The 19,654-nt window shown below is 53.5% G+C and carries 11 protein-coding genes and 3 pseudogenes; 3 read left to right on the top strand and 11 right to left on the bottom strand.

Annotated features, from left to right (window positions below; genetic code table 11):
* Window positions 1-10: 10 nt before the first annotated feature.
* The 4 genes from ACTRWH_RS00330 to ACTRWH_RS00345 all read right to left on the bottom strand — a co-directional run bounded on the left by ACTRWH_RS00330 (window position 11) and on the right by ACTRWH_RS00345 (window position 4,887).
* Window positions 11-481: an aromatic-ring-hydroxylating dioxygenase subunit beta gene (locus tag ACTRWH_RS00330; protein ID WP_286811836.1), complete on the bottom strand. Its 471-nt coding sequence runs from the start codon at window positions 479-481 to the stop codon at window positions 11-13.
* A 19-nt stretch (window positions 482-500) separates the two neighbouring features.
* Window positions 501-1,760 (bottom strand): aromatic ring-hydroxylating dioxygenase subunit alpha, encoded by a 1,260-nt coding sequence (locus ACTRWH_RS00335; RefSeq protein WP_286811837.1) that lies wholly within the window; start codon window positions 1,758-1,760, stop codon window positions 501-503.
* 110 nt (window positions 1,761-1,870) lie between these two features.
* Window positions 1,871-2,878 carry a TAXI family TRAP transporter solute-binding subunit gene (locus tag ACTRWH_RS00340; protein WP_338355150.1) on the bottom strand — a complete coding sequence of 336 codons (1,008 nt, stop codon included), beginning with the start codon at window positions 2,876-2,878 and terminating at the stop codon, window positions 1,871-1,873.
* 80 nt (window positions 2,879-2,958) lie between these two features.
* Window positions 2,959-4,887, bottom strand: a complete 1,929-nt coding sequence (locus ACTRWH_RS00345) for a TRAP transporter permease (protein ID WP_339649759.1) — start codon at window positions 4,885-4,887, stop codon at window positions 2,959-2,961.
* A 397-nt stretch (window positions 4,888-5,284) separates the two neighbouring features.
* Between ACTRWH_RS00345 and ACTRWH_RS00350 the strand changes: the two are divergent.
* Window positions 5,285-5,712: pseudogene (locus ACTRWH_RS00350) on the top strand (transposase); the annotation flags it as partial.
* 234 nt (window positions 5,713-5,946) lie between these two features.
* Here ACTRWH_RS00350 and ACTRWH_RS00355 read toward each other — a convergent pair.
* Window positions 5,947-6,817 (bottom strand): annotated as a pseudogene (locus tag ACTRWH_RS00355) (transposase).
* Between the two features lie 209 nt (window positions 6,818-7,026).
* Between ACTRWH_RS00355 and ACTRWH_RS00360 the strand changes: the two are divergent.
* Window positions 7,027-8,336, top strand: a pseudogene (locus ACTRWH_RS00360) (hypothetical protein).
* A gap of 180 nt (window positions 8,337-8,516) precedes the next feature.
* A protein-coding gene (locus ACTRWH_RS00365) for an IS3 family transposase (RefSeq protein ID WP_338355153.1) occupies window positions 8,517-9,649 on the top strand; the annotation gives its coding sequence in 2 pieces (ribosomal slippage) (window positions 8,517-8,799 and window positions 8,799-9,649; 1,134 coding nt in all).
* 336 nt (window positions 9,650-9,985) lie between these two features.
* Here the strand turns inward: ACTRWH_RS00365 and ACTRWH_RS00370 are convergent.
* The 6 genes from ACTRWH_RS00370 to glmS form a co-directional block, all read right to left on the bottom strand.
* Window positions 9,986-11,635, bottom strand: a complete 1,650-nt coding sequence (locus tag ACTRWH_RS00370; RefSeq protein ID WP_286811841.1) for a Tn7-like element transposition protein TnsE — start codon at window positions 11,633-11,635, stop codon at window positions 9,986-9,988.
* Window positions 11,571-13,136 carry a TnsD family Tn7-like transposition protein gene (locus ACTRWH_RS00375; protein WP_286811842.1) on the bottom strand — a complete coding sequence of 522 codons (1,566 nt, stop codon included), beginning with the start codon at window positions 13,134-13,136 and terminating at the stop codon, window positions 11,571-11,573. Before ACTRWH_RS00375 ends, ACTRWH_RS00370 begins: the two co-directional genes overlap by 65 nt.
* Before the next feature lie 5 nt (window positions 13,137-13,141).
* Entirely contained in the window at window positions 13,142-14,803 is a 1,662-nt protein-coding gene (locus tag ACTRWH_RS00380; RefSeq protein WP_091704491.1) for an AAA family ATPase, read from the bottom strand.
* Window positions 14,800-16,875, bottom strand: a complete 2,076-nt coding sequence (locus tag ACTRWH_RS00385) for an integrase catalytic domain-containing protein (RefSeq protein WP_286811843.1) — start codon at window positions 16,873-16,875, stop codon at window positions 14,800-14,802. Before ACTRWH_RS00385 ends, ACTRWH_RS00380 begins: the two co-directional genes overlap by 4 nt.
* Entirely contained in the window at window positions 16,859-17,680 is an 822-nt protein-coding gene (locus tag ACTRWH_RS00390) for a TnsA endonuclease N-terminal domain-containing protein (RefSeq protein WP_091704497.1), read from the bottom strand. The genes ACTRWH_RS00385 and ACTRWH_RS00390 overlap by 17 nt, the downstream gene beginning before the upstream one ends.
* 141 nt (window positions 17,681-17,821) lie before the next feature.
* Window positions 17,822-19,654, bottom strand: coding sequence for a glutamine--fructose-6-phosphate transaminase (isomerizing) (gene glmS, locus ACTRWH_RS00395; protein WP_036211699.1), 1,833 nt, complete (start codon window positions 19,652-19,654; stop codon window positions 17,822-17,824).

Consider the following 19,654-nt stretch of genomic DNA (forward strand, 5'->3'; position numbering starts at 1 on the left):
TACCTCCAGATCAAAGCGGGATCGCTAGCAGCGTGTCGAGCTTTTGGCTATCACAAATCACAATGCGTTCAGCCAGATATGTATCGTTACCTTCAAATACGATATGGTCCTGATAGGTGCCGGCCGCAAACAGAGACATGTCCCCGTTCTGCATAGTTCGGATAACCAAAAAATTGGCATTTACCCAAGCTTCCTGCTCATTGCTTTCCAATACCCGAAACGCACTGGTGATATGCCTATAGGTATGGTCTTCGTAAATGTTCGCCTCACGCAGGGCCGAGATTCTATCTTTAAGCATACCGAGAGAGTTTGCCCACATGGCGCCGTGCTTGAGACCTCGATCGAAGTCCCGTCGGTTAGTAATGCGATATAGGCAATGCTCTTTAAAAAATGCCGGCCACTCCTCGAGCCGGTCCTCGTCTATGGCCGCCACGTAGTCTGCATATAAGGCCTCGATGCGTTCACGTTGTGTCTGATTCATCAAAAATCTCCTCCTAGTTTCAGGCGTTTGGCACCTTGCCTTCAATTAATGTGCGATACTTCTTCCAGAAACCGCGAACGGATGTTTCAGTTACCCGAAAAGGCTGACTTTCGGCAGTCTCGCCACCCATCAACACCACGCTTTCGTCTTCGCTAGTGCCCTCGATGGCCCGCTGGACGAAATTGCCTACTGCACCGTCTTCCATAGAGATAAAGCCCGCCGGTCCTGCCAGGTTTGCCTGTTTGAGGCGTCGTTCGACCATAGCTTCGTCATCGTCCTCAAAACCGATGTAGGTCCAGCCAAGTTCTGTCGTCTGTACCCCCGTCGGTACAATTTGGCGCACGGCAATGGCATTCTGGATCTGCTGCAGCACCAACCCCGGAAACACGGTCAGAATCTGCAGAGTCACACCGTCCCCATATTCGTCGACACTATCCAGCAGACTCGGATCCGCTAATCGGTAGTCATCCTTGCTAGAGCGCACGTTCTGCTTGGTGTAATCTTCATTGGACAGAGTCGAATCAATCTTGGAGTAAGACACGTGGTTGCCTCCTGATTCGTCTACCACAATGCCGCCTTTCTGGTTCAGCCGGTTAATTTCGAACGTCGTGAAGAAAGTATGCAAGATACTGGCGTGGTAGCTATCTTTGGCGTTTTCAATGTACAACTTCCAGTTGTTGTTCAGCACCTGGACATTCTGACCGAGAATTCGGATCGGGCGGTTCAACACCCGGCGGATGCGCTGAGCAATCTCTGGTCCCAAGTAATCTTCAATGTCTGGTGCGTCTTCAGAAAAGGATCCGAAGATCAAGCCTGAAAACTCGACCACGCGCAAGCGACGCAAGTTGTGCTGACTCTTGTCGAACTCCTTTGGCATACCACCCTGTCGCTTCAAACCGCGCTGGAAGGCTACGCTTTTAAGTTCGCCCTTCAAGCTGTAGCTCCACGCATGGTACACACAGGTGATTTCCTCGGCCTTACCTTCAGGCTTCAGGCAAAGTAGCGCACCGCGGTGAGCGCAACGGTTTACAAATGCATGAAGATTGCCTTCCGGGTCCCGTGTCACCACAATCGGTGTTTCACCTATACGACTGACCTTATAGGTGCCATTCTCGGGCAATTCCGCGTCAAGGCACAGGTAATTCCATGTGGGCCCTTTGAATACTTTTTCATGCTCCAGCAGGTACTGGTGCTGGTCGGTATACAGGCCATAGGGTACCGTGCTGACCTTATCGGATGGCCAGCTGAGGCCCCCTGATTTGGCTATGATGTTCGTCATAGTTGCTTCTCCAGTTTAAATATAAGAACTTTTGTTCGTTTCATGATATTAATGCTGAATTTAACCGCTCATAGGGGTATCCGAGCGGCTTATGTGAGGGAAGTATCCCGTCAGTGATTCAGCAATTCGTCCTGCCGTGCCTGTAGCTCATCTGTCCAGACCCCCTTTTCTTTGTAGAATTCGATGGCTGCCGGATGGAATGGAATCACTACGTCTGTATTCGCATAGTTATCAGGCTGCCACGTGGACAATGTGCGGGTGATAGCCGGCAGTTCATCCGCATTGTTCCAAAGTGCTTCCATAATGTTCTGTATGACCTGCTCATCGAGATCTGGCCGCGTATATAGCGTCGTCTGATAGCTCAGCACTGGGGTCCGTTCGGCAATGCCGACCGGACCAGCATCTACTTCCAGTGGTACAAAAGCCGGGCCGACTTCCTGCAACCGCTTGACGGCCGCCTTATCAGTATGAATTGGAAGCAGGCGCGCACCGTGTGCAGCGTCTAGCTCCTGGAGAATTCCACTGCCAACGGATCCAACAGCCGCGTCCGCGCGACCTTCAATCACAGCGCGTACGCCCTCGGGGTAGCTTGACACCGGCACTACATCCACATCGTCTTCTGTCAGCCCGGCACTCGCCAATGCCGCCAGGGCCGTCTTGGTTGAACCTGCAAAAGCGCCATAGTTAGCCACCACGCGACGGTCACGCAATTCTTCGATGCTGTTAATGTCATCGTCTTCACGGGTTACCAGAGACAAGCGATTGACTGACCCAAGCATTAACGTCCTCATGGAATAGCCATCGCCGCCGTTGGCGCCATCAAACGGTCCTTCCGCATCGTAGGCCAGCTTGGCCTCCACCGGACTCGCGATACCAATATCAGCTTCCTGGGTCTGGAACATAGGAAAGAACACGCTACCCGACTGCGGCAACACGTCTATACGGTAACCAGTGTGATTGCTGATCGTTGTCGCTAAGGCCTGAGCCTGGGTGTAAAACAGGCTGCCGGCAGGGTTGCCACCCATGACGAGAAATTGTGCGTTGGCTGTAGCTGCGGTACTGGTCAGGGCGAGGCCTACCAGTATGTTTTTTACAAAGCTCGATTTAATCTTGGGCATGGTTTCGTCCTCCGAAACGTTGTTGTTATTTAAAGTGTGGTCAAAAGGAGTCCATTCAGTTTTAAAAAGTGCCGCCTTCCTTATAGCGTCACATTTAGGCTTTGCTGTTGCCTAAGCCTACTATGGTTGCGCTGGCGACGGGAAAGCAACCAGAGCCCCAGCAGTAACCAAGCACCTGCAAAGCTCAACGGCATGACGGAAGCCACAATGAAAATTCCAATGCCCATTGCTAACGCCAGCCAACGCTCAACTGGATGAACTGGACCGAAGAAGTAGCCCACTAAACCAGCAGATAGGAAAACCACGGCGGCGATACCGGAAAACACAGCCATTACCACCTCCATCGCAGTTCCTTGCATCAGAAATGCATCGTTGAATACAAATACAAACGGAATCATATAGGCCATTGCCGCGAAGCGAAGCGCATAAAGGGCGGTTTTCCAGGGATTCGATTCGGCGATCGATGCTGCAACAAACACAGCTAGACATACTGGCGGCGTCAGAAAAGAAAGGGTGCCAAAGTAAAAGATAAACATATGCGCCGACAATTCGCTGATACCCGCAGTCACTAAGGCCGGACCGACAAGGATAATCAAAATGATGTAGGTAGCCGTCACCGGTACACCCATACCCAACACAATACAGCCAATGGCCGCAAAGATGAGTAGCAGCCAAACACTGCCTCCGGCCAATTGCAGTAGGTTCTGTGATAGAGATGAACCGAGGCCGGTCAAACCGAGTACACCCACTACAAGTCCAGCCATCGCGCACATAATGGCAATAAACACGACCGCCTCACCGGCACTGGCCAGCACTTTCAGGTAGTTTTTCCAATTCTGCCGCATGGCGGGAAAGAGCGCGCTCAATACCACGGTCGCCAGTGTGGCCGCAAAGGCTGAGTTTTCGGGGCTCTGGGTTAGGACAAAAAGCGCATAAAGTAGTACTCCAAACGCTAAAGCCACCGGAATCACCTGTCGCCCAGCGGTTTTCATGTCTGGCAATTGACTCGCATCATAGGGAAGGATATTGCCCTTTGCTGCCTCCAGATCAACCTGCAAATAGACGCAAAAATAGAACAGCAGGGCCGGAATCGCCGCGGCCAGGGCAATGCTGGCGTAAGGGATGCCCAGAAACTCTGCCATCAGAAAGCCTGTGGCGGCCATCACCGGCGGCAGCACTAAACCGCCCGTTGAAGCCACTGCTTCTATGGCACCAGACTTGGCGTCAGAGTAGCCCACCCTTTTCATCATCGGGATCGTGAGCATGCCAGTTGTGGCCACGTTTGCCGAGGCACTTCCAGACAAAGAGCCGAAAAGCGCACTTGAAAAAACTGCGACCTTGGCCGGCCCACCCCGCCGTTTTCCCATCAGGGCAAAAGAAAAATTGGAAATGGCGTCTCCACCGCCCGTCAGAAACAGCATCTGACCAAACAGAACGAAGGCGGTGACGATCGTCGCTGCTACATAGAGAGGTGTTCCAAGCACCGCACCTACGCCGAGGAAGTTGTAGGTTACCATCCTGCTCCAATTGATTTGGCGAGTTTCGAACATACCGGATAGCAAGTGCCCAAACTGTGCATAAGCCAAAGCCATCAACCCGACACACACCATGGTCCACCCTACGAGGCGGCGCGTTGCTTCCAGCAGAAGCACCAACCCGATAACGCTAACCAGCACCTTATCGTCTGAGACAAGGCCCATGGTGGCCACCATCTTGTGATAGGTGAACGATACATATCCGCCTGCACCCAGCGCGAGCAGGACAAGAATCCAGTCATACCAGGGCACATGTGTCTGAGATGAACTGGACTTGAACGCCGATTTTCGTAGAAACGTTAGCACCAGACACAAAGTCAGAACGAAGACCAGAAACTGTTCCTTGTAGATCACCAGTCCAAACTCGGGTAGCAATCGAGCCGTGTATATCACGACAGAAACTGGTATCAATGCGGCCAGGAAATACACCAAGCCCAGCACGGCGCCTTCGAGCTGTCGACTTTCGTTGCCCATTATTCCACTCCCCCGAAAAATACCCGGCGCGCCGGGTTACCATTATCGTTTTGTTCTAGTTGTATCATGTGCTTAATTTGAAATTTTATTCTCTTGCTTCTATTACGCGATGACCAAACACCAAAGAACTCTGTGGTGATGAGGGCGTGTAATGACTATGATTCTTTGTATCGTTCATACCCTTAAATATTCATGAAATCAGTCAAAGTATCTAACGGGTTCAGTATTATTCAGGAAACAGATACTGGCCATTTCAATTTCATCGAAATGGTATAGGTTTTTGAGAACCCACTGTGAGATTCTCTCGTCCGGCGAGCGATTGTATACTCTGCTGTTCTTATAGGGGCCGCGAGACATGGTTATTCACTTCAGTCCAGTCAGGGATGATTCCGGTTCATACGGCCATTATGAAGGAAGCGGTCAGCGTAACTCGCCTTTCGATCCGCGGATGATGTTGAGGGTGTTGATCTATGCGTACGCGACCGGCGTGTTTTCATCACGGAAGATCGCCCGGAAGCTGGAAGAAGATGTCGCCTTTCGGGTTCTGGCGGCCGGTAATTTTCCCAGACACCGCACGATCTGCGATTTCTGCAAGCAACATCTGGGGCGTTCAGGGCTGTGTTTGCTCAGGTGGTCCACATCGCCCGGGTGGCGGAGCTGGCCACGCTTGGTACGCTGGCGATTGATGGCGCCAAGGTTCGAGCCAACACCAGAAAACACAAGGCCATGAGCTATGACCGCATGCGGGAGGAAGAAGCCCGTCTGTCGAAAGAGGTGGATGAGCTTTGTGGCCAGACTCGCCGTGTGGATGAGTCGGAAGACCAGCACCTGAATCAGTGACTCTACCCCCCAATATACCCACCCGGACAGGACTCAGGCCAGTTTTCCCCGGAATCTGGCCAAAGCCGGGTTGTTGATGGCGGAAATGCCCAGGACAGGTTCGGTCAGCTGCCCGGGATTGATCATTGTGTGACCATGATGTGATGTTCAGACAATAGCCGATTGCCCCGGCATGATTTTTCCGGGTGATTTGAGGGTGACGGCCGTTATGGAACCGGCTTATCCGGAGGCGGTAAGGCCTTCATAGAGGTCACGGTAAACGGCAAAGCCCGGACAGTGCCGGCCGAATCGCAGCAGCCATTGCGGGCCGCTGTGCACCAGGCGGCAGGCCATGCAGATGAGTTCCTGCATAACCGTCCTCAGGCGACGGCGTTTGGCCGGGTGGCGCATCGGCGCATCCGGGCCGGTGAGTCTCAGGCCCATCCAGCGCAGCAGGTTGTATCCCAGTGTGGCGAAGGCCATGACCAGGTTATTGGTGTGGAACTTGCCCGAAGGCAGGCGCTCCAGATCCAGGTCGGTCTTGAATTCACTGTGGAACTGTTCACTGGTGGCGTGATCGCTGTACAGCGCCATGACCTGCTGTTCGCTGGCCATGTCGGCCGGCAAGGACGTGATCCAGCCTTCGATGCTAACATCCGGCTCCAGATACAGCTGGCCACTGGCATCGCTGGTGCGCACAGTCACCTTGACGATCCGACGCAATCCGGGTTCGTCCGGAAGTTCTTCTGACAGTACCGCTTCCATCTTGCCGTCGCGGTCCAGTGTCCAGGCTTTCCGGGCCTGGGCATCTTCATCAAACCGCTGCCGGCCGCAAGCGGGCTGAAGACGGCGACTGCCTGATGCCCATGGCGGATTTGAAGAACGGGTCCCTTCGTACGGATTCGGCTGCCTCGAAGTCACTCTTGCCCTGCGTGACCAGCCCGAGATAGGTCCGGATCAGGTCGATGTTCGGAATACCGTGGCGCTTGACCACGGTGCGGGCGGTTTTGACCAGCGATGTATGCCGGTTCAGGCAGTGGCCCACCAGGGCCAGCCCGCCGTGGGATGTGTAGACTTCGGTTCGGGATTGCTGGAGGGTGAAAGTGCGCATGGGCCAAAAGCACTGACTGGGCGAATGGATGTCAGAGGCTATTATATCGTTCAACGGCCTGTTAGTGCAGGCTTTTAAGGTGGTTTTCGCCAGTTCAAATCACGGATTCAGGTAGTATATTAAGAAGCAAAGTTACTGATTCAGTTTAATATTGAAGAGCAGGTTCATTGGTTTAGACATGATATTTTGACCTGCCTTATAGAGGAAGCATGCTCTTGCAGTCGTTCCGTTCCATTCTCGCCTATCTCGCCCTGCTTGCCGCGGTGCTTTCATTGTTGCCGGGCATGGCGCTTGTGGGTGCGGTCGCCGTGGGCCTGGCGGTGCTGCTGGGCTGGCAGGACATGCGTCGGGTGCCGAGGGTGGTGTTTTTGTTGCCGTCCTGGCCCTGGTGTTCGCGCTGGGCCGGGACCCGCGCCTGATTGTGGATGCCGCGAACAATATGACCCGCCTGGCGGGACTGGTGCTGGCGGTGATGCTACTGTCCAACGTGCTGGGTCGTTCCGGGGATCTGCAACGGATTTCAGCCAGCCTCTTCGGCGGCAAGCCGCTGACACGTTACCTGAGCTTGGCCTTTGGCACCTCCCTGGTGTCCATTCCGCTGAATTTTGGCTCGGTGGCGGTCGTCGGCAGCCTGGTGGGCGAGCGTATCCGCCGCGGGGGCGACTCGGCTGCTACCCGCAACGCCACCCGGGCCGTACTCCGGGGGTTCGGGGTATCGCCGACTTTCTCACCGCTTTCGATTTCGGTGGTGCTCACGCTCACCCTGTTGCCAGACCTTGGCAGTATCGAGCTGCTGTCGCTGGCCATTCCTTTTTCGGTCGTACTGATCCTGATGGGCCTGTTCTGGCGGGACCCGGAAACCGGCCAGGAAGAAGTTGCCCCGTCAGACAAGGCCGGGATGGCAAGCTGGCTCAGGTTTGGTGGCCTGGTTCTGGCGATCTGTGTGGGAGTCTTCGTACTCAGCCATCGGTTCGAGCTCAGCTACGCCTACGCGGTAACCCTCTCCTGCCTGGGTGCTGTGGTGGGAGCGCGTCTGCTGGCCTGGAGCCGCCGGCAGAATCCACCCATGGCGAACATGGCGAATGTCAGTAATGAGCTGGCCATTGTCGGCGGTTCGGCTTTCATCGGTTCAGTCATCAGTGGTGTGGTCCTGGGCCAGATCAGCGGTAACGCCGATCTGCCTGCCTGGAGCTGGCCGATTCTGGCCGCCTGCGTGCCCTGGGTTTATTTCCTCGCGGGTCTTGGCGGCGTCAATCCCATTGTTGTCGGGACCCTGGTTGGCGGTGTTCTTGGATCCCTGTGGCCGGCAGAGGCCCTGATCGGACTGGGCATCGCTATGGTGACCGGTTGGGGTATTACCGCATTCGGGACACCCTTTGCCGCCAATGCCCTGATCATGGAGCGGCTGACCGGGTACCGGGCCGTGGATGCCTCCTTCCGCTGGAGTCTTACTCTTTCCCTGTCCGGGCTGACGCTTGCCAGCCTGACGGCCTGTATTCTGACGGCCTGGCTGGCATAACAATCTAAAACGATCAGGGCTTCGGGCCCATCATGCTGTAGGACCGGAATAAAGTTGGTAACAAAATGCCTTCCCAAGCTCAATTTTACAGTAATTCATCAACCATAAAGATTGAAGTGGACCCCGAAATTTGGACAGGTGCCTAAGCTCTGATTCATCATCTCCACAAGGAGGAGAATCATGAGCAAGAAACGCAAGCAATACAGCCCATCGTTCAAGTCCAAAGTTGCCCTAGCCGCCCTCAAGGGTGACCAGACCACATCTGAAATTGCCGCCCGGTTCCAGATTCATCCGACCATGGTTAGCACCTGGAAACGCGAGTTGTTGGAGAATGCTCCGGACCTCTTCGAAGGCAAAAAAAGGTCCGGCAAACAGTCCAACGAGCCCAGTTCTGACGAACTCTACCGCGAGATCGGCCGACTGACGGTGGAACGCGATTTTTTGTCGCGCAAGCTCGATCAGTAAGCCGTCAACGCCGGTTGGCGATGATCGAGCATGGTCATCCCCAAGTCAGCATTGTGCGCCAGTGCGAGTTGCTCAAACTGAGCCGCTCGTCGGTGTACTACGTCCCTCGTGAACAGTGTCAGGAGGGTCTGGATCTGATGTACCTGATTGACCAGCAGCATCTGGAAACGCCGTACTATGGCTCTCGTAAGATGCGAGTCCATCTGGAGCGCAAAGGCCACCTGATAAACCGCAAGCGGGTTCAGCGCCTAATGCGCACCATGGGCATTCAGGCGGTGTATCCACGCCCCAGAACCAGCATTCCGGGCGACGGGCACAAAGTTTATCCGTACCTGCTCAAAGGGCTGAAAATCGACCGCCCCAACCAGGTGTGGGCAACGGATATTTCGTACGTGCCGCTGGCCCGAGGCTTCATGTATTTGGTCGCCATTATCGACTGGTACAGCCGTAAGGTGCTGTCCTGGCGGGTCTCCAATACCATGGACACAGACTTCTGCATCGATGCCCTGGAGGAAGCCCTACAGCGCCATGGAACGCCGGAAATCTTCAATACTGATCAAGGTGCCCAGTTCACCAGTGAGGCCTTCACAGGCGCTCTCAAGGAGCATGGCATTCGGATCAGCATGGACGGCAAGGGCTGCTATCATGACAACATCTTCGTGGAACGGCTCTGGCGCAGCGTCAAGCACGAGTGCGTCTACCTCACAGCCTTCGAGGATGGACGCCACTTGAAGCAGGCGCTCCACCGGTACTTCCGGCATTACAATCAGACCCGGTACCACCAAACCCTTGATTACCAAACACCGGATGAGGTGTACTACCAACAACCCATGACCCTGGCAGCTTGAGCCGGGAATACAGCCGGATCAGAGCTTAACTGCACCTTCAGGCTGTCCAACTGATGGGGTCCACCTCAGTGAACGACATCCAGTTGCACCTTGGATGTATCGTCAGTTATTAGGTAATCATCCTTGCGCCATTCCATTGATCGCTACTCCCTGATTTATAACAGCAATTAGGCAGCGCGCTTTATCATTGAAGAAATTTGACTGGGTCATCATTACTGCCGGTAAACCATCAATCACGCCACACATAAATCAATGAAACGATAGCTTAGCCAAGCATGGCCATCTCTGCCATGTAATCATTGAGCGCCCGCGATTTGCTCCGCCAATCATACTGGATCAAATGGATGTATGTAAATCAGCAAGTACAGAATAGAGCCGGCCCATCCAATGGCTCAATGTAGCGGTGTCTTTTCGGCCCAGTCTTGATTGGATGTTTTGTTGATGAGGAACTCGACGAAACCCGGCAGGAAAGTCCTTTTCAAGCCTCTTATTGGTGGGCCAACGTAAGGAAGTCTTCACCAACGACCAGCCCATAGCCGAAAGCTTTGAGTGCCAATCGTATTTTTCAGATGGTTGCTTCAGAAGCAGTGTCGAGAGTCTTGCTTCAGAGCCTACGGTATCAACCTCCACCAATGCATAATTCTGGTTTTGATATCTGAACACACGGTAAAGCAAGTATCTTGGGTTGCCATCTGGCAGTCGATATTTCGAGTGACCTTTCAGCGCCGGTAGCGGAATCATTTCTTCAGCCACGATTCGGCAACCTTTGATTTCCAACAGGTCGCTCATGGCAATAAATGCTTCAAATTTGTGGGTGAATAGATGTGAATCCTCACTCTGGTCATCAATGCCATCAGAAACACCCGCTGGCAGCTCTCCTCGAACGGTTGGCTCATCAGTACTGACATCCGTTGTGCCGTCAGCCAGATCAACAACGCCTCCCTCTGATTTTCCCTTTCTGGCAGCAGACTTACGTCTGCCATCCGAAGGCTTGCGGGTAGTGTAAGCAGGCTCGGAGAACTCCAATTCTACTTCCGGGACCTCCAGCACGTACTCATCTGCACCGGTAGTTGGCAGCTCGTCATCATTAATCTCCGGTGGGCCATCCGTTCCCCCTCTTTCTGTGGTACTGCCTTTTTTCCCTGCTTTTTGCTCCTTGAATTTCGGATCGAAGAACTCTATCTCTTTCGGGATCTGGCTGCTCAGGTTTGTAAGACTGTGTATTTCATACACGAAAAAAAGCTCAGACTCTTTGGCGTATTGACCTCGCACCTTCATTTTCACGTTTTCTAAAGGCGGGGGATCGAAACGGAACGGCCAGTACCGGCGACCATTTCTAACTTCGCCCTCTGTCAGTTGGTATTGGGCGATGCTTTGAAACGAGTTCCGAACCTTTTTATCCAACAGAAGCCACGCCAGCATTCTGCGTTGGCTGGGGTTACCTCGCACTACCCTAGGCAGTGAGCTACTTGGCAAGATATGGATCTCTGCCCTATTCGGGTTCTCACCCATCTGAACGTCGAATTCCTCGTCTAATCCATTCGGGTTCATTGCTAGGCGAGTCAGGTAGGCAGAATGGAAAAAAAGGGCCCGGGCCATTTCTATTTGTGGCAGGAAAAACTGTGTATCGCCGGCTTCAAAGCTAAAACACCATTGCTGCCGGTCTCCCTGCCTGCGAATGTTTACTATTGGACAGTCGGCTATCCGGCAAGACGACCAGGTGCTGGTACTGTTTATCTTTAAGTCCTTTTCATAACCGGCAACTTTGGAGCCTCCGGCCTTTGTCACATTTAACGCACGCCGCCTCGGTATCAGGCCCAGCTGGGATATGCCAAACTTTTCCTTTTCTTGGGCCGGATCCAGCTTCACCTCGATGTACCAGTTTGGAGTTCGCAGATCACGAACCATTGAGCCAATTTCTTTAACCTGGCTGTTGTCCTTGATTCCCTTGATCGTTGGTGTCTTCTTCGTTCTCTTCGAGGCCATGCAAGTAATCCCGTGCTTGGTCGGTAAGCCGTGTTTCACTTAGCCCGGCGATACGGATCAAACGCCAACGTGGTGGGTACTGAAACTCCTGCTTTAATTCCCACCAAGCGTTTCTCAGCCGCCGTACCTGGTATTCGGGAACGCTTTCGGTATAACGTGCCAGCAGTCGCCGGGTTCGCGGCAACCGATCGAGTGTCTTTTCCAGCGTGGAGAGCTTACCCAGTTGTTTCAGCAAATACGTTTGTGAATGCCGGGGGCCGCGTGGGGCCGCACGCAAAAACCTGAGAATTTCCCGCAGTTTGGTTAAATAATGCCGGTCCCGCTGCCGCCAATCAATTCTCGGTTTTCTTTTAAGAACCTGTGTTCGTGGTTGAGCTTGATTGACCTGCTTCAGCCACAATCGATCGTACCGATACAACCGGGCGTAAAGTGCCGGGGCCGCCACACGGGCCTTTTTCGGTGACCGGTCTGCCAGCATTTTAATCCAGTCGTTCTGATCTGGCGTCAAACCATCTTTAGACCCAATGTGTGCCTTTCCGGTTGACTCTAATGATTCTGGAGGTACGGGCAAGGGCAATTCTCTGACACCCTCAATAACATCGGTAATAGACCAGCACTCAGGGATCAACGCTTGGTGAACAACGATGTGCTGCAGATAGCTAAAGGATTTCCGGTGCTTCCGGAAAATCGCTCGTAGCCAGCAGTAATCCGAATTCCGATCTATTCCCAAACCATATCGGCGCAAAAACCTCGCAGGCCAGTGATCTGAAACAGACTTGGCAATGGCGGCATGGTCAATGTGAGCCTGGCCGCGAATAAAACCAGACTGTTGAGCCAATCGGTGGTAGTGAGAAGACCACTGGTCATAACTCGGTGAAATGGCCGGTCGCTGTTCCAATAGCTCCCTAACCTGAGTCAGAACCATCTTTGATTCGTTACGAGCAGGTTTTTGAGGGAATATCGGACAAGTGGCTGGCGAAGCGTCATGGTAGCGGTGCTGATCGACTAAGGGGCGGGTAATGGCCGTATGTAAGAGTTCGCCGTGCTTCTCACAACAGTCCACTCCGGCTATCTGCCACTCCCGCTTCCAGAAATACTCTCCATAGGTACGTTGTTGCTCTTTGAGGCACCCGGGACAATATCGAACACGGCCAGGCACTTTTACAAGCGATGCAGCGACACCCATCGCCAGGTGGGCCGCACCTCGAGATTTTCCAGCCATCCATGCCAGGCACCGTTTTCGGCGTTCTTCCGGGATAAACGGGGCATACAAGGGGAATAGCGTGTGGCAGTAGGCAATCACTTCAACGCTATAATCAGGGGGCAGCCACCGAGAAATCCTCGACAATTGATTGGGCAAATCCAGCGTTGCAATAACATTGCGGTTGCCATAAATTTCGGTCAGTAATTCCTTGGGGCTGGCAATTCCTTTCCGAATACCTGCCCTGGCCACTGTGCTATATATCAGCTCCTCAGGGTACGGAACCGGGAAGTTCAGCATGGCAGCTAAGCCTGGTTACCAAAACCGAGCCACTCGTCGCTGTTAAAAACCAGACCCGATTGACGCGCGGCATCCAGCATTTCGTCCTCGTTCGCCGCCTGGGAGTGCATAAAGCGCAAATCGTCTGACTCAAGGGTGTGCCATTCTTTCATTTTAATCGATTTGATTTTTTGCTTTCCCGTCACCGGTAGCGTCTTCTCGGAAGACTGGTACCAGTTAAGAATGATGGGCATCAGGTCTTTCAGCTGTAGGTCAGGGTACTCCTCGAACGCTCGTTGAATTAACGGTTCCAAAAGGTCTGATTCATGGCCCATATCAACCAGCAGGTTGTGCAGCCGAATTGCCTGATCGTTGCCGTTGTACTGAACGGATTTCCGGATCTGGTCTTTGCTTGAATCCAGGAGGGTACTGAGCTCCAAAATCTTCTTATCCACATCAGGGATCGTGAGGTCTGAGTATTGGGCTATCTTGCTCGGGTCTCCGGAACGCAGAGCTTCCATCATCGGGTGTATCGGCTTCAGTTCGTCGTGATAAACCTTTTTCATGATATTGGGCGTGATTCGTTCCGTGCCTGTTACAACCGCCCGTATCTGGGACAACACGAACAACTTGATGACGACATCCATGATGCCCTGAGACAAGTCGAACCAAAGATCCCTTAAATCATCCGGCATAGTGTCACTGGCTTTGGTCAGCCACTGGTACTTCCAGAGCTTTTTTGTGAATGCGCCCCATTCGGTTCGATCTACATTTTCTTCAGCTGTGGGCTGGCGCAGGGGTTCCCATAATATGGAGCCAAACCCCGCCCCGCGCCGAGCAGACCTCAGGTCGGTTTCAAAGACAGGTCGAGCCTTTGGTGTTCCGACCATTACCACCGGCACGGAGATCTCGTTTACCAACGTTACGAAGAAGTTCAGCATTTTCTCCGCTCCGCCTGAGGCGCGAACATTCAAGTGCTGAATTTCATCAATGACCAGTAAGCCAATCGCATAGGTGTTTGCCAGCTGCGACATCAACGCAATCATTGTTTCTACGCCGTGGCGTTTTTCTCCGTAGCGCCGGACATAATCTGTTCCTAGAATGGAATCGATTTCCCGGAAAAAGTTATGGCATAGGCTCTTGAGAGCACCATCGTGGGGGCAGTCGATTTTCAGGAAGACAATCTGTGTGAAATTGTGTTCCGGGTGGTGAATCATCTGCGGATACGTTGCCAGAATACGGTTCAGAGAGCTGGTTTTCCCGGAGCCCGAGCACCCGATAAACGCCAAGCTTTTCGCAGTCGACTCAACATGGTCAAACCGGAATGCCTTCAAGTCTCCACTCTTGATGCGCTCATAGCCGTTCTGTAAGTGGGCCGAGAGGTCGCCAGTAGCAATGTTTCGACCCACGTACCCCTGGCGCAGCATGATCGAGATTTTTGCTTCCAGCTCAATATGGCGTGCCAGCGGCTGAAAGAAGCCGTCCAGTAGCTGGGAGATGATATGAACCCGTCTCTGACCGTCCAGATATATTTCGGACGGTCGGAGCTCCGTGGTCTCACTGAGCCCGGCTATGAGCTGTTTACGGTCTGGAATTGGCGGTAAAGCCTCAATCAGTGGATTTCCATGGTATGACGGTATTCCCGTGTCCTGGTAAACAGCAGTTACCATGCCGGAAGGTAAGGTCATTCGTCGTCTCCAAACAGCTCATCCAGTAAATCCGGATAGGCGCCATCGTCGGGTTTGCCATGTAGGTAGGTTACATCAGATTTCGGTTTCCTATTGTCGGGCTGCCGGGCTTTTGTCTGTTCGGCCCTTTGAGCATCTCGCTCTTGCTTGCGATTATCTCGTATGCCCCTGACCGTTTCGGCTTTGGATTGCTGTTTATTGATGGTGGGACGGGAACGCTCGGCGTTTTTGATGGTGTTGCTGACCAGATTTTCCAGGTCCCGTTTACTGATTGTCTCGGCCACTTTTGCGGCGCTCGTGGCTTTTCGCTGTTCTTCCTGGCTGGTCCATAACTCCCACATGGACTTGCCGCGAAACTGGCGTGAGCGATCGGTCAGAGAACACACCCAGTATTCCGAACTGTCTTTTTCCGGGAACAGATAAATATGATCAGCCACTGCAGGATCGTAGGCTGCCTGAAGGTCTGTGACTCTGCGTTCTCCGTTACGGTGGAGCCATCCGGAGGCTAACAACTCCTTCGACGTGTAGTAAGCGCCAAAACAACTAACCCCCAGATCAGAAAGATAGACTTTTTGACGCGGCAACAAAGCAATCCGCAGGGCTTGTTCCGATACGTTCTTCAACCGACCAGTTCGATTCTTTATGCCCCAATTCCAGATATTGAGCGGGGTTAACGCCATATCGTTTGGCATATCCGGATCACGGTCGTACTTCGACAACACGGCATATTGATTTCGGTGAAGAATCGAGGCGACCATGATTTGGGTGAAATCGTCCAGAGTTAGCGTTGCATCCAGCCTGTAGTCCTTTCCGCCCTGCTTTCTAACTTTTGTGCCTGTTACCACACCGGGCGTAAACGGCTTGAATTCTGCTTGGAGGGTTCGGAAATAACGCTCGACAATGCCTTTTGCATCTCCCCGGTATGGCGGGGTGGTCTCAATGCGCACGCCAAATGCTTTTTCCAGGGATTCAATCTGGTGCCCCAGTAATTCCCCACGGTCCGCGAGAATCGCATCTGGCACGCCAACGGTTGGCCACTGCTCTGAAGTAATCTCCGCGCCATAACGGGCACAGAGTTCAGACTTGTCTAACATCGACGTAGACAGTGCATTCATTGCTGTCACATAGGATGGGTTTTCCAAACCGATGTAGAAGCCGGTCACCATGCGGCTAAAAACATCAACCACCACATACAGAGTAGGACGACCGATGACTCGTTGCCGGTCGGCCGATAACAGGTAAACATCGGCAATCGTCGCATCAACTTCATACCTTGAGCCTGGCCCCACCACTCCTGCTGTGGCAGTCCCTATTAAGGGCCGAATATCTTTTTGGTAGGAGATTCTGTTTACTCTAAGGCGAATGCGGTCCGCATTCTCATACTCTCGGTGATAGAAATATCTTATTTGAGCAATTGTTGGATAATCTTCGGGCTGCACATTCGGGTTGGCGGCCTCGAACATGTCGATGAATCGTCTATGGGCGTATGGCAGGGAATGGCCTTTGTCGTTCACATAGTAGCGATCAAGTACCAGACGGAACATCTTTTCGATGGAGGCATCAACGGTAATCCCGGTACCCGGTGAGGTTTTCCGGGGTCGACCCAGTTTCTTCTTGGAAACTTTTTTCTGCCCTTTTCCCCCGGATTTTCGGTAATCCGGCAACAGAGCGTTGGGCATTGCACCGCGCTGCCAGTACTGCCGAAGGTTTTTATAAAGCGATTTCCTGGGTGTGCCAGTTTCATCGCTACGCGACTGAACTAACCGGCCCCTGCCACTACGGTAATAAATTTCTTCATCAGCAAGCAGATGAGCTATTAATTCATATCGCTGATCCCGAATCACCTGGGCTTTACTGCCTTGTTCGACGATCAGTGCGGCAAGCTCCTGATAGGGATCTTCTACCCGGCGCAGTGATTCATCAAGTATCCATTGTTCGATCTCAGCGGTTCTTACCAACTCCGGCCATGCTTTATCTGAGTCAATATTTATCCAGAGCACATGTTGGTCCGCCAGTGCCAATATGCGATGCCGTTCCTGCTCCAGCTGGAAGACGTCATTGATTCGCAGCATAACTTGCCCTCAGCAGCGCGATGTCCTCAACCACCTGTAAGTCTTGTGATACCAGCTTGATCCAGGGAATGGATATATCAAACGTCAATGCCCTTAAAGCTGCCAGCGCCCGTAATCTTGCGAGCGATGTGCCTGGCTCCAGTGAATAGGAATGGTCAACCATCATGCCGACATCGGATAGCCTGGCATTAGGATTGTTTGCCAACACCTCGACATAGATTGGCAAACTCTGGAATAGGATCTCCAGGCTCTCACTTTGGACCCGGGCCGAGTAAAGCAGATCCAGATTTGCCATTACGATAGGAGGCATCTGCTTCTCGGTTATCAGATACCAGGGGATGCCTTTACGTTTCCAATACCGGCGCTCAATTTCCAGTTTTTCGACTGTGCGCGAATCCATGAGGTCGGGCGAGGTTTTCACCTGAACGGCGAATCTCTTTGGCCCGGAAGGCGTGGAAAGGTCAACCACAAAATCGCTGGACATGATCTGATGGTATCCGCCTGCTTCGGGGTGGCGAATATTGGCTTGCTCAGCCACTGAGAGGGTGTCTTCTATTCGGAGAGGAAATTGTTCACGGATGTCGGTGACATCCGGGTTCCATTCAAGTAGCAGGAACGCGGCTAACTCTGTATCTGAGAAGAAATGATGAGTTCGTCCTGTCAGGTGGCCCATCACTCGATGCGAGCGCCCCCTGGAAGATAGATCTCTGACGGTCAGCCATGGATGGTAATCCTTACCGCTGCCTTTACCACGTTCTTCTTTGATCCACTTCTGGGTTTTCTTGTCGAGTTTGTAGTTGGCCATTCCCTATCACTCCCGAGGAGAATAGCCTAACTTTGCCACATAGGCCGCTAGTTACCAACTTTATTATAAAGTTACCAACTCTTTTATGGTGTTACCAACTTTATTATGACCCCACAATCTCCAGGCCTACGTATATGCCCGCTACTCAACAGTCACACTTTTCGCCAGGTTGCGTGGCTGATCCACATCGGTACCTTTCAGTACGGCGACGTGATAAGAAAGCAACTGCAATGGCACGGTGTAGACGATCGGAGACGTGATCGGGTGTACCGACGGCAGCGGCATTACGTGGATACCCTCCTGTGGCCGAACGTCCGCTGCCTGGTCGGCAAATACAAACAACTCGCCACCGCGGGCGCGAACTTCTTCCAGGTTGGACTTCAGCTTTTCCAGCAACTCGTTGTTGGGGGCCACGGTGACCACCGGCATCTCCCCGTCTACCAGAGCAAGGGGGCCATGCTTGAGCTCGCCGGCCGGATAGGCTTCGGCATGGATGTAGGAAATTTCCTTGAGCTTCAGTGCACCTTCCAGAGCCACCGGGAACATGGCGCCACGACCCAGGAACAGACTGTGGTTCTTGTCCATGAACGACTTCGACATTTCGGCGATATCGCCATCCAGTGCCAGTACCTGATCCACCTGGCTGGGTAGTAGGCGAATCGCCTCAACAATTTCTGCTTCGCGCGACTCTTCCAGGCCGTTGTGGCGAGCCAGCGCCAGGGTGAAGATCAACAGCGCGGTCAACTGGGTGGTAAACGCCTTGGTGGACGCAACCCCGATTTCCGGGCCGGCCTGGGTCATGATCACCAGGTCAGATTCCCGCACCAGGGAGCTGCCGGGCACGTTGCAGATGGCCATGGCGGCGCGGAAACCGGCCTTTTTCGCCTGGCGCAGGGCAGCCAGAGTGTCGGCGGTTTCGCCGGACTGGGAGATACACAGGAACAGGGTGTCCGGCTGAATCACGTGCTTGCGGTAGCGAAACTCGGAGGCCACTTCCACGGAACAGGGCACGCCCGCCAGGTCCTCTATCCAGTAGCGTGCCACCATGCCGGCATGGTAACTGGTGCCACAGGCGATGATCTGAACATGGCGAACGTCTTCCAGCAGGTTGCCAGCCTGGGTACCCAGTGCCTGTTCCAGCACACGGGTGTTGGTAACCCGGCCTTCCGTTGTGGCGCGTATGACCCTCGGCTGCTCATGGATTTCCTTGAGCATGAAGTGGCGATACTCGCCTTTTTCGGCAGCGTCTTGGCTGTGTTCAAAACGGTTAACCGCGCGTTCCACCAGCTGCTTGTTACGATCATGAATCTCAATGTGATCACGACGGATATCGGCGATATCCCCTTCTTCGAGGAACATGAAACGGTCGGTGACAGGCAGTAACGCGAGCTGGTCGGAAGCGATGAAATTCTCGCCTATGCCGACACCCACCACCAACGGACTGCCTTCACGGCACACCACCATATGGTCTGGCTCGTCGGCATGAATCACTGCCAGCGCAAAGGCACCGCGCAAACGTTCAATGGCGGTGCTCACGGCCTCGTAAAGGCTGTTGCTGAGGCGGAACTGCTTTTCGATAAGGTGCGCAACGACTTCGGTGTCCGTCTGGGAGGTGAACTCAAACCCCTCGGCTTTCAGTTCTTCCCGTAGCTCCTGGTAGTTCTCGATAATGCCGTTGTGGACAATGGCCAGGCGGTCACCGGACATATGCGGGTGGGCATTGATCTGGGACGGTTCACCGTGGGTCGCCCAGCGGGTATGGGCAATGCCGGCTGCTCCCTCAAGCCCGTTTCCAGTGATGGCATCGGCCAGGGCCGCAACCTTACCCACTTCGCGGGCCCGGTTGATGGCTTGTTTGCCGTCAATTACGGCCATGCCGGCGGAGTCGTAGCCCCGATATTCCAGACGGCGCAGGCCTTCGAGAAGAATTCCCTGAACATCCCTTTCTGATACCGCACCTACAATGCCACACAT

This window comes from Marinobacter sp. G5_S1_61_S3 (genome assembly GCF_054968585.1).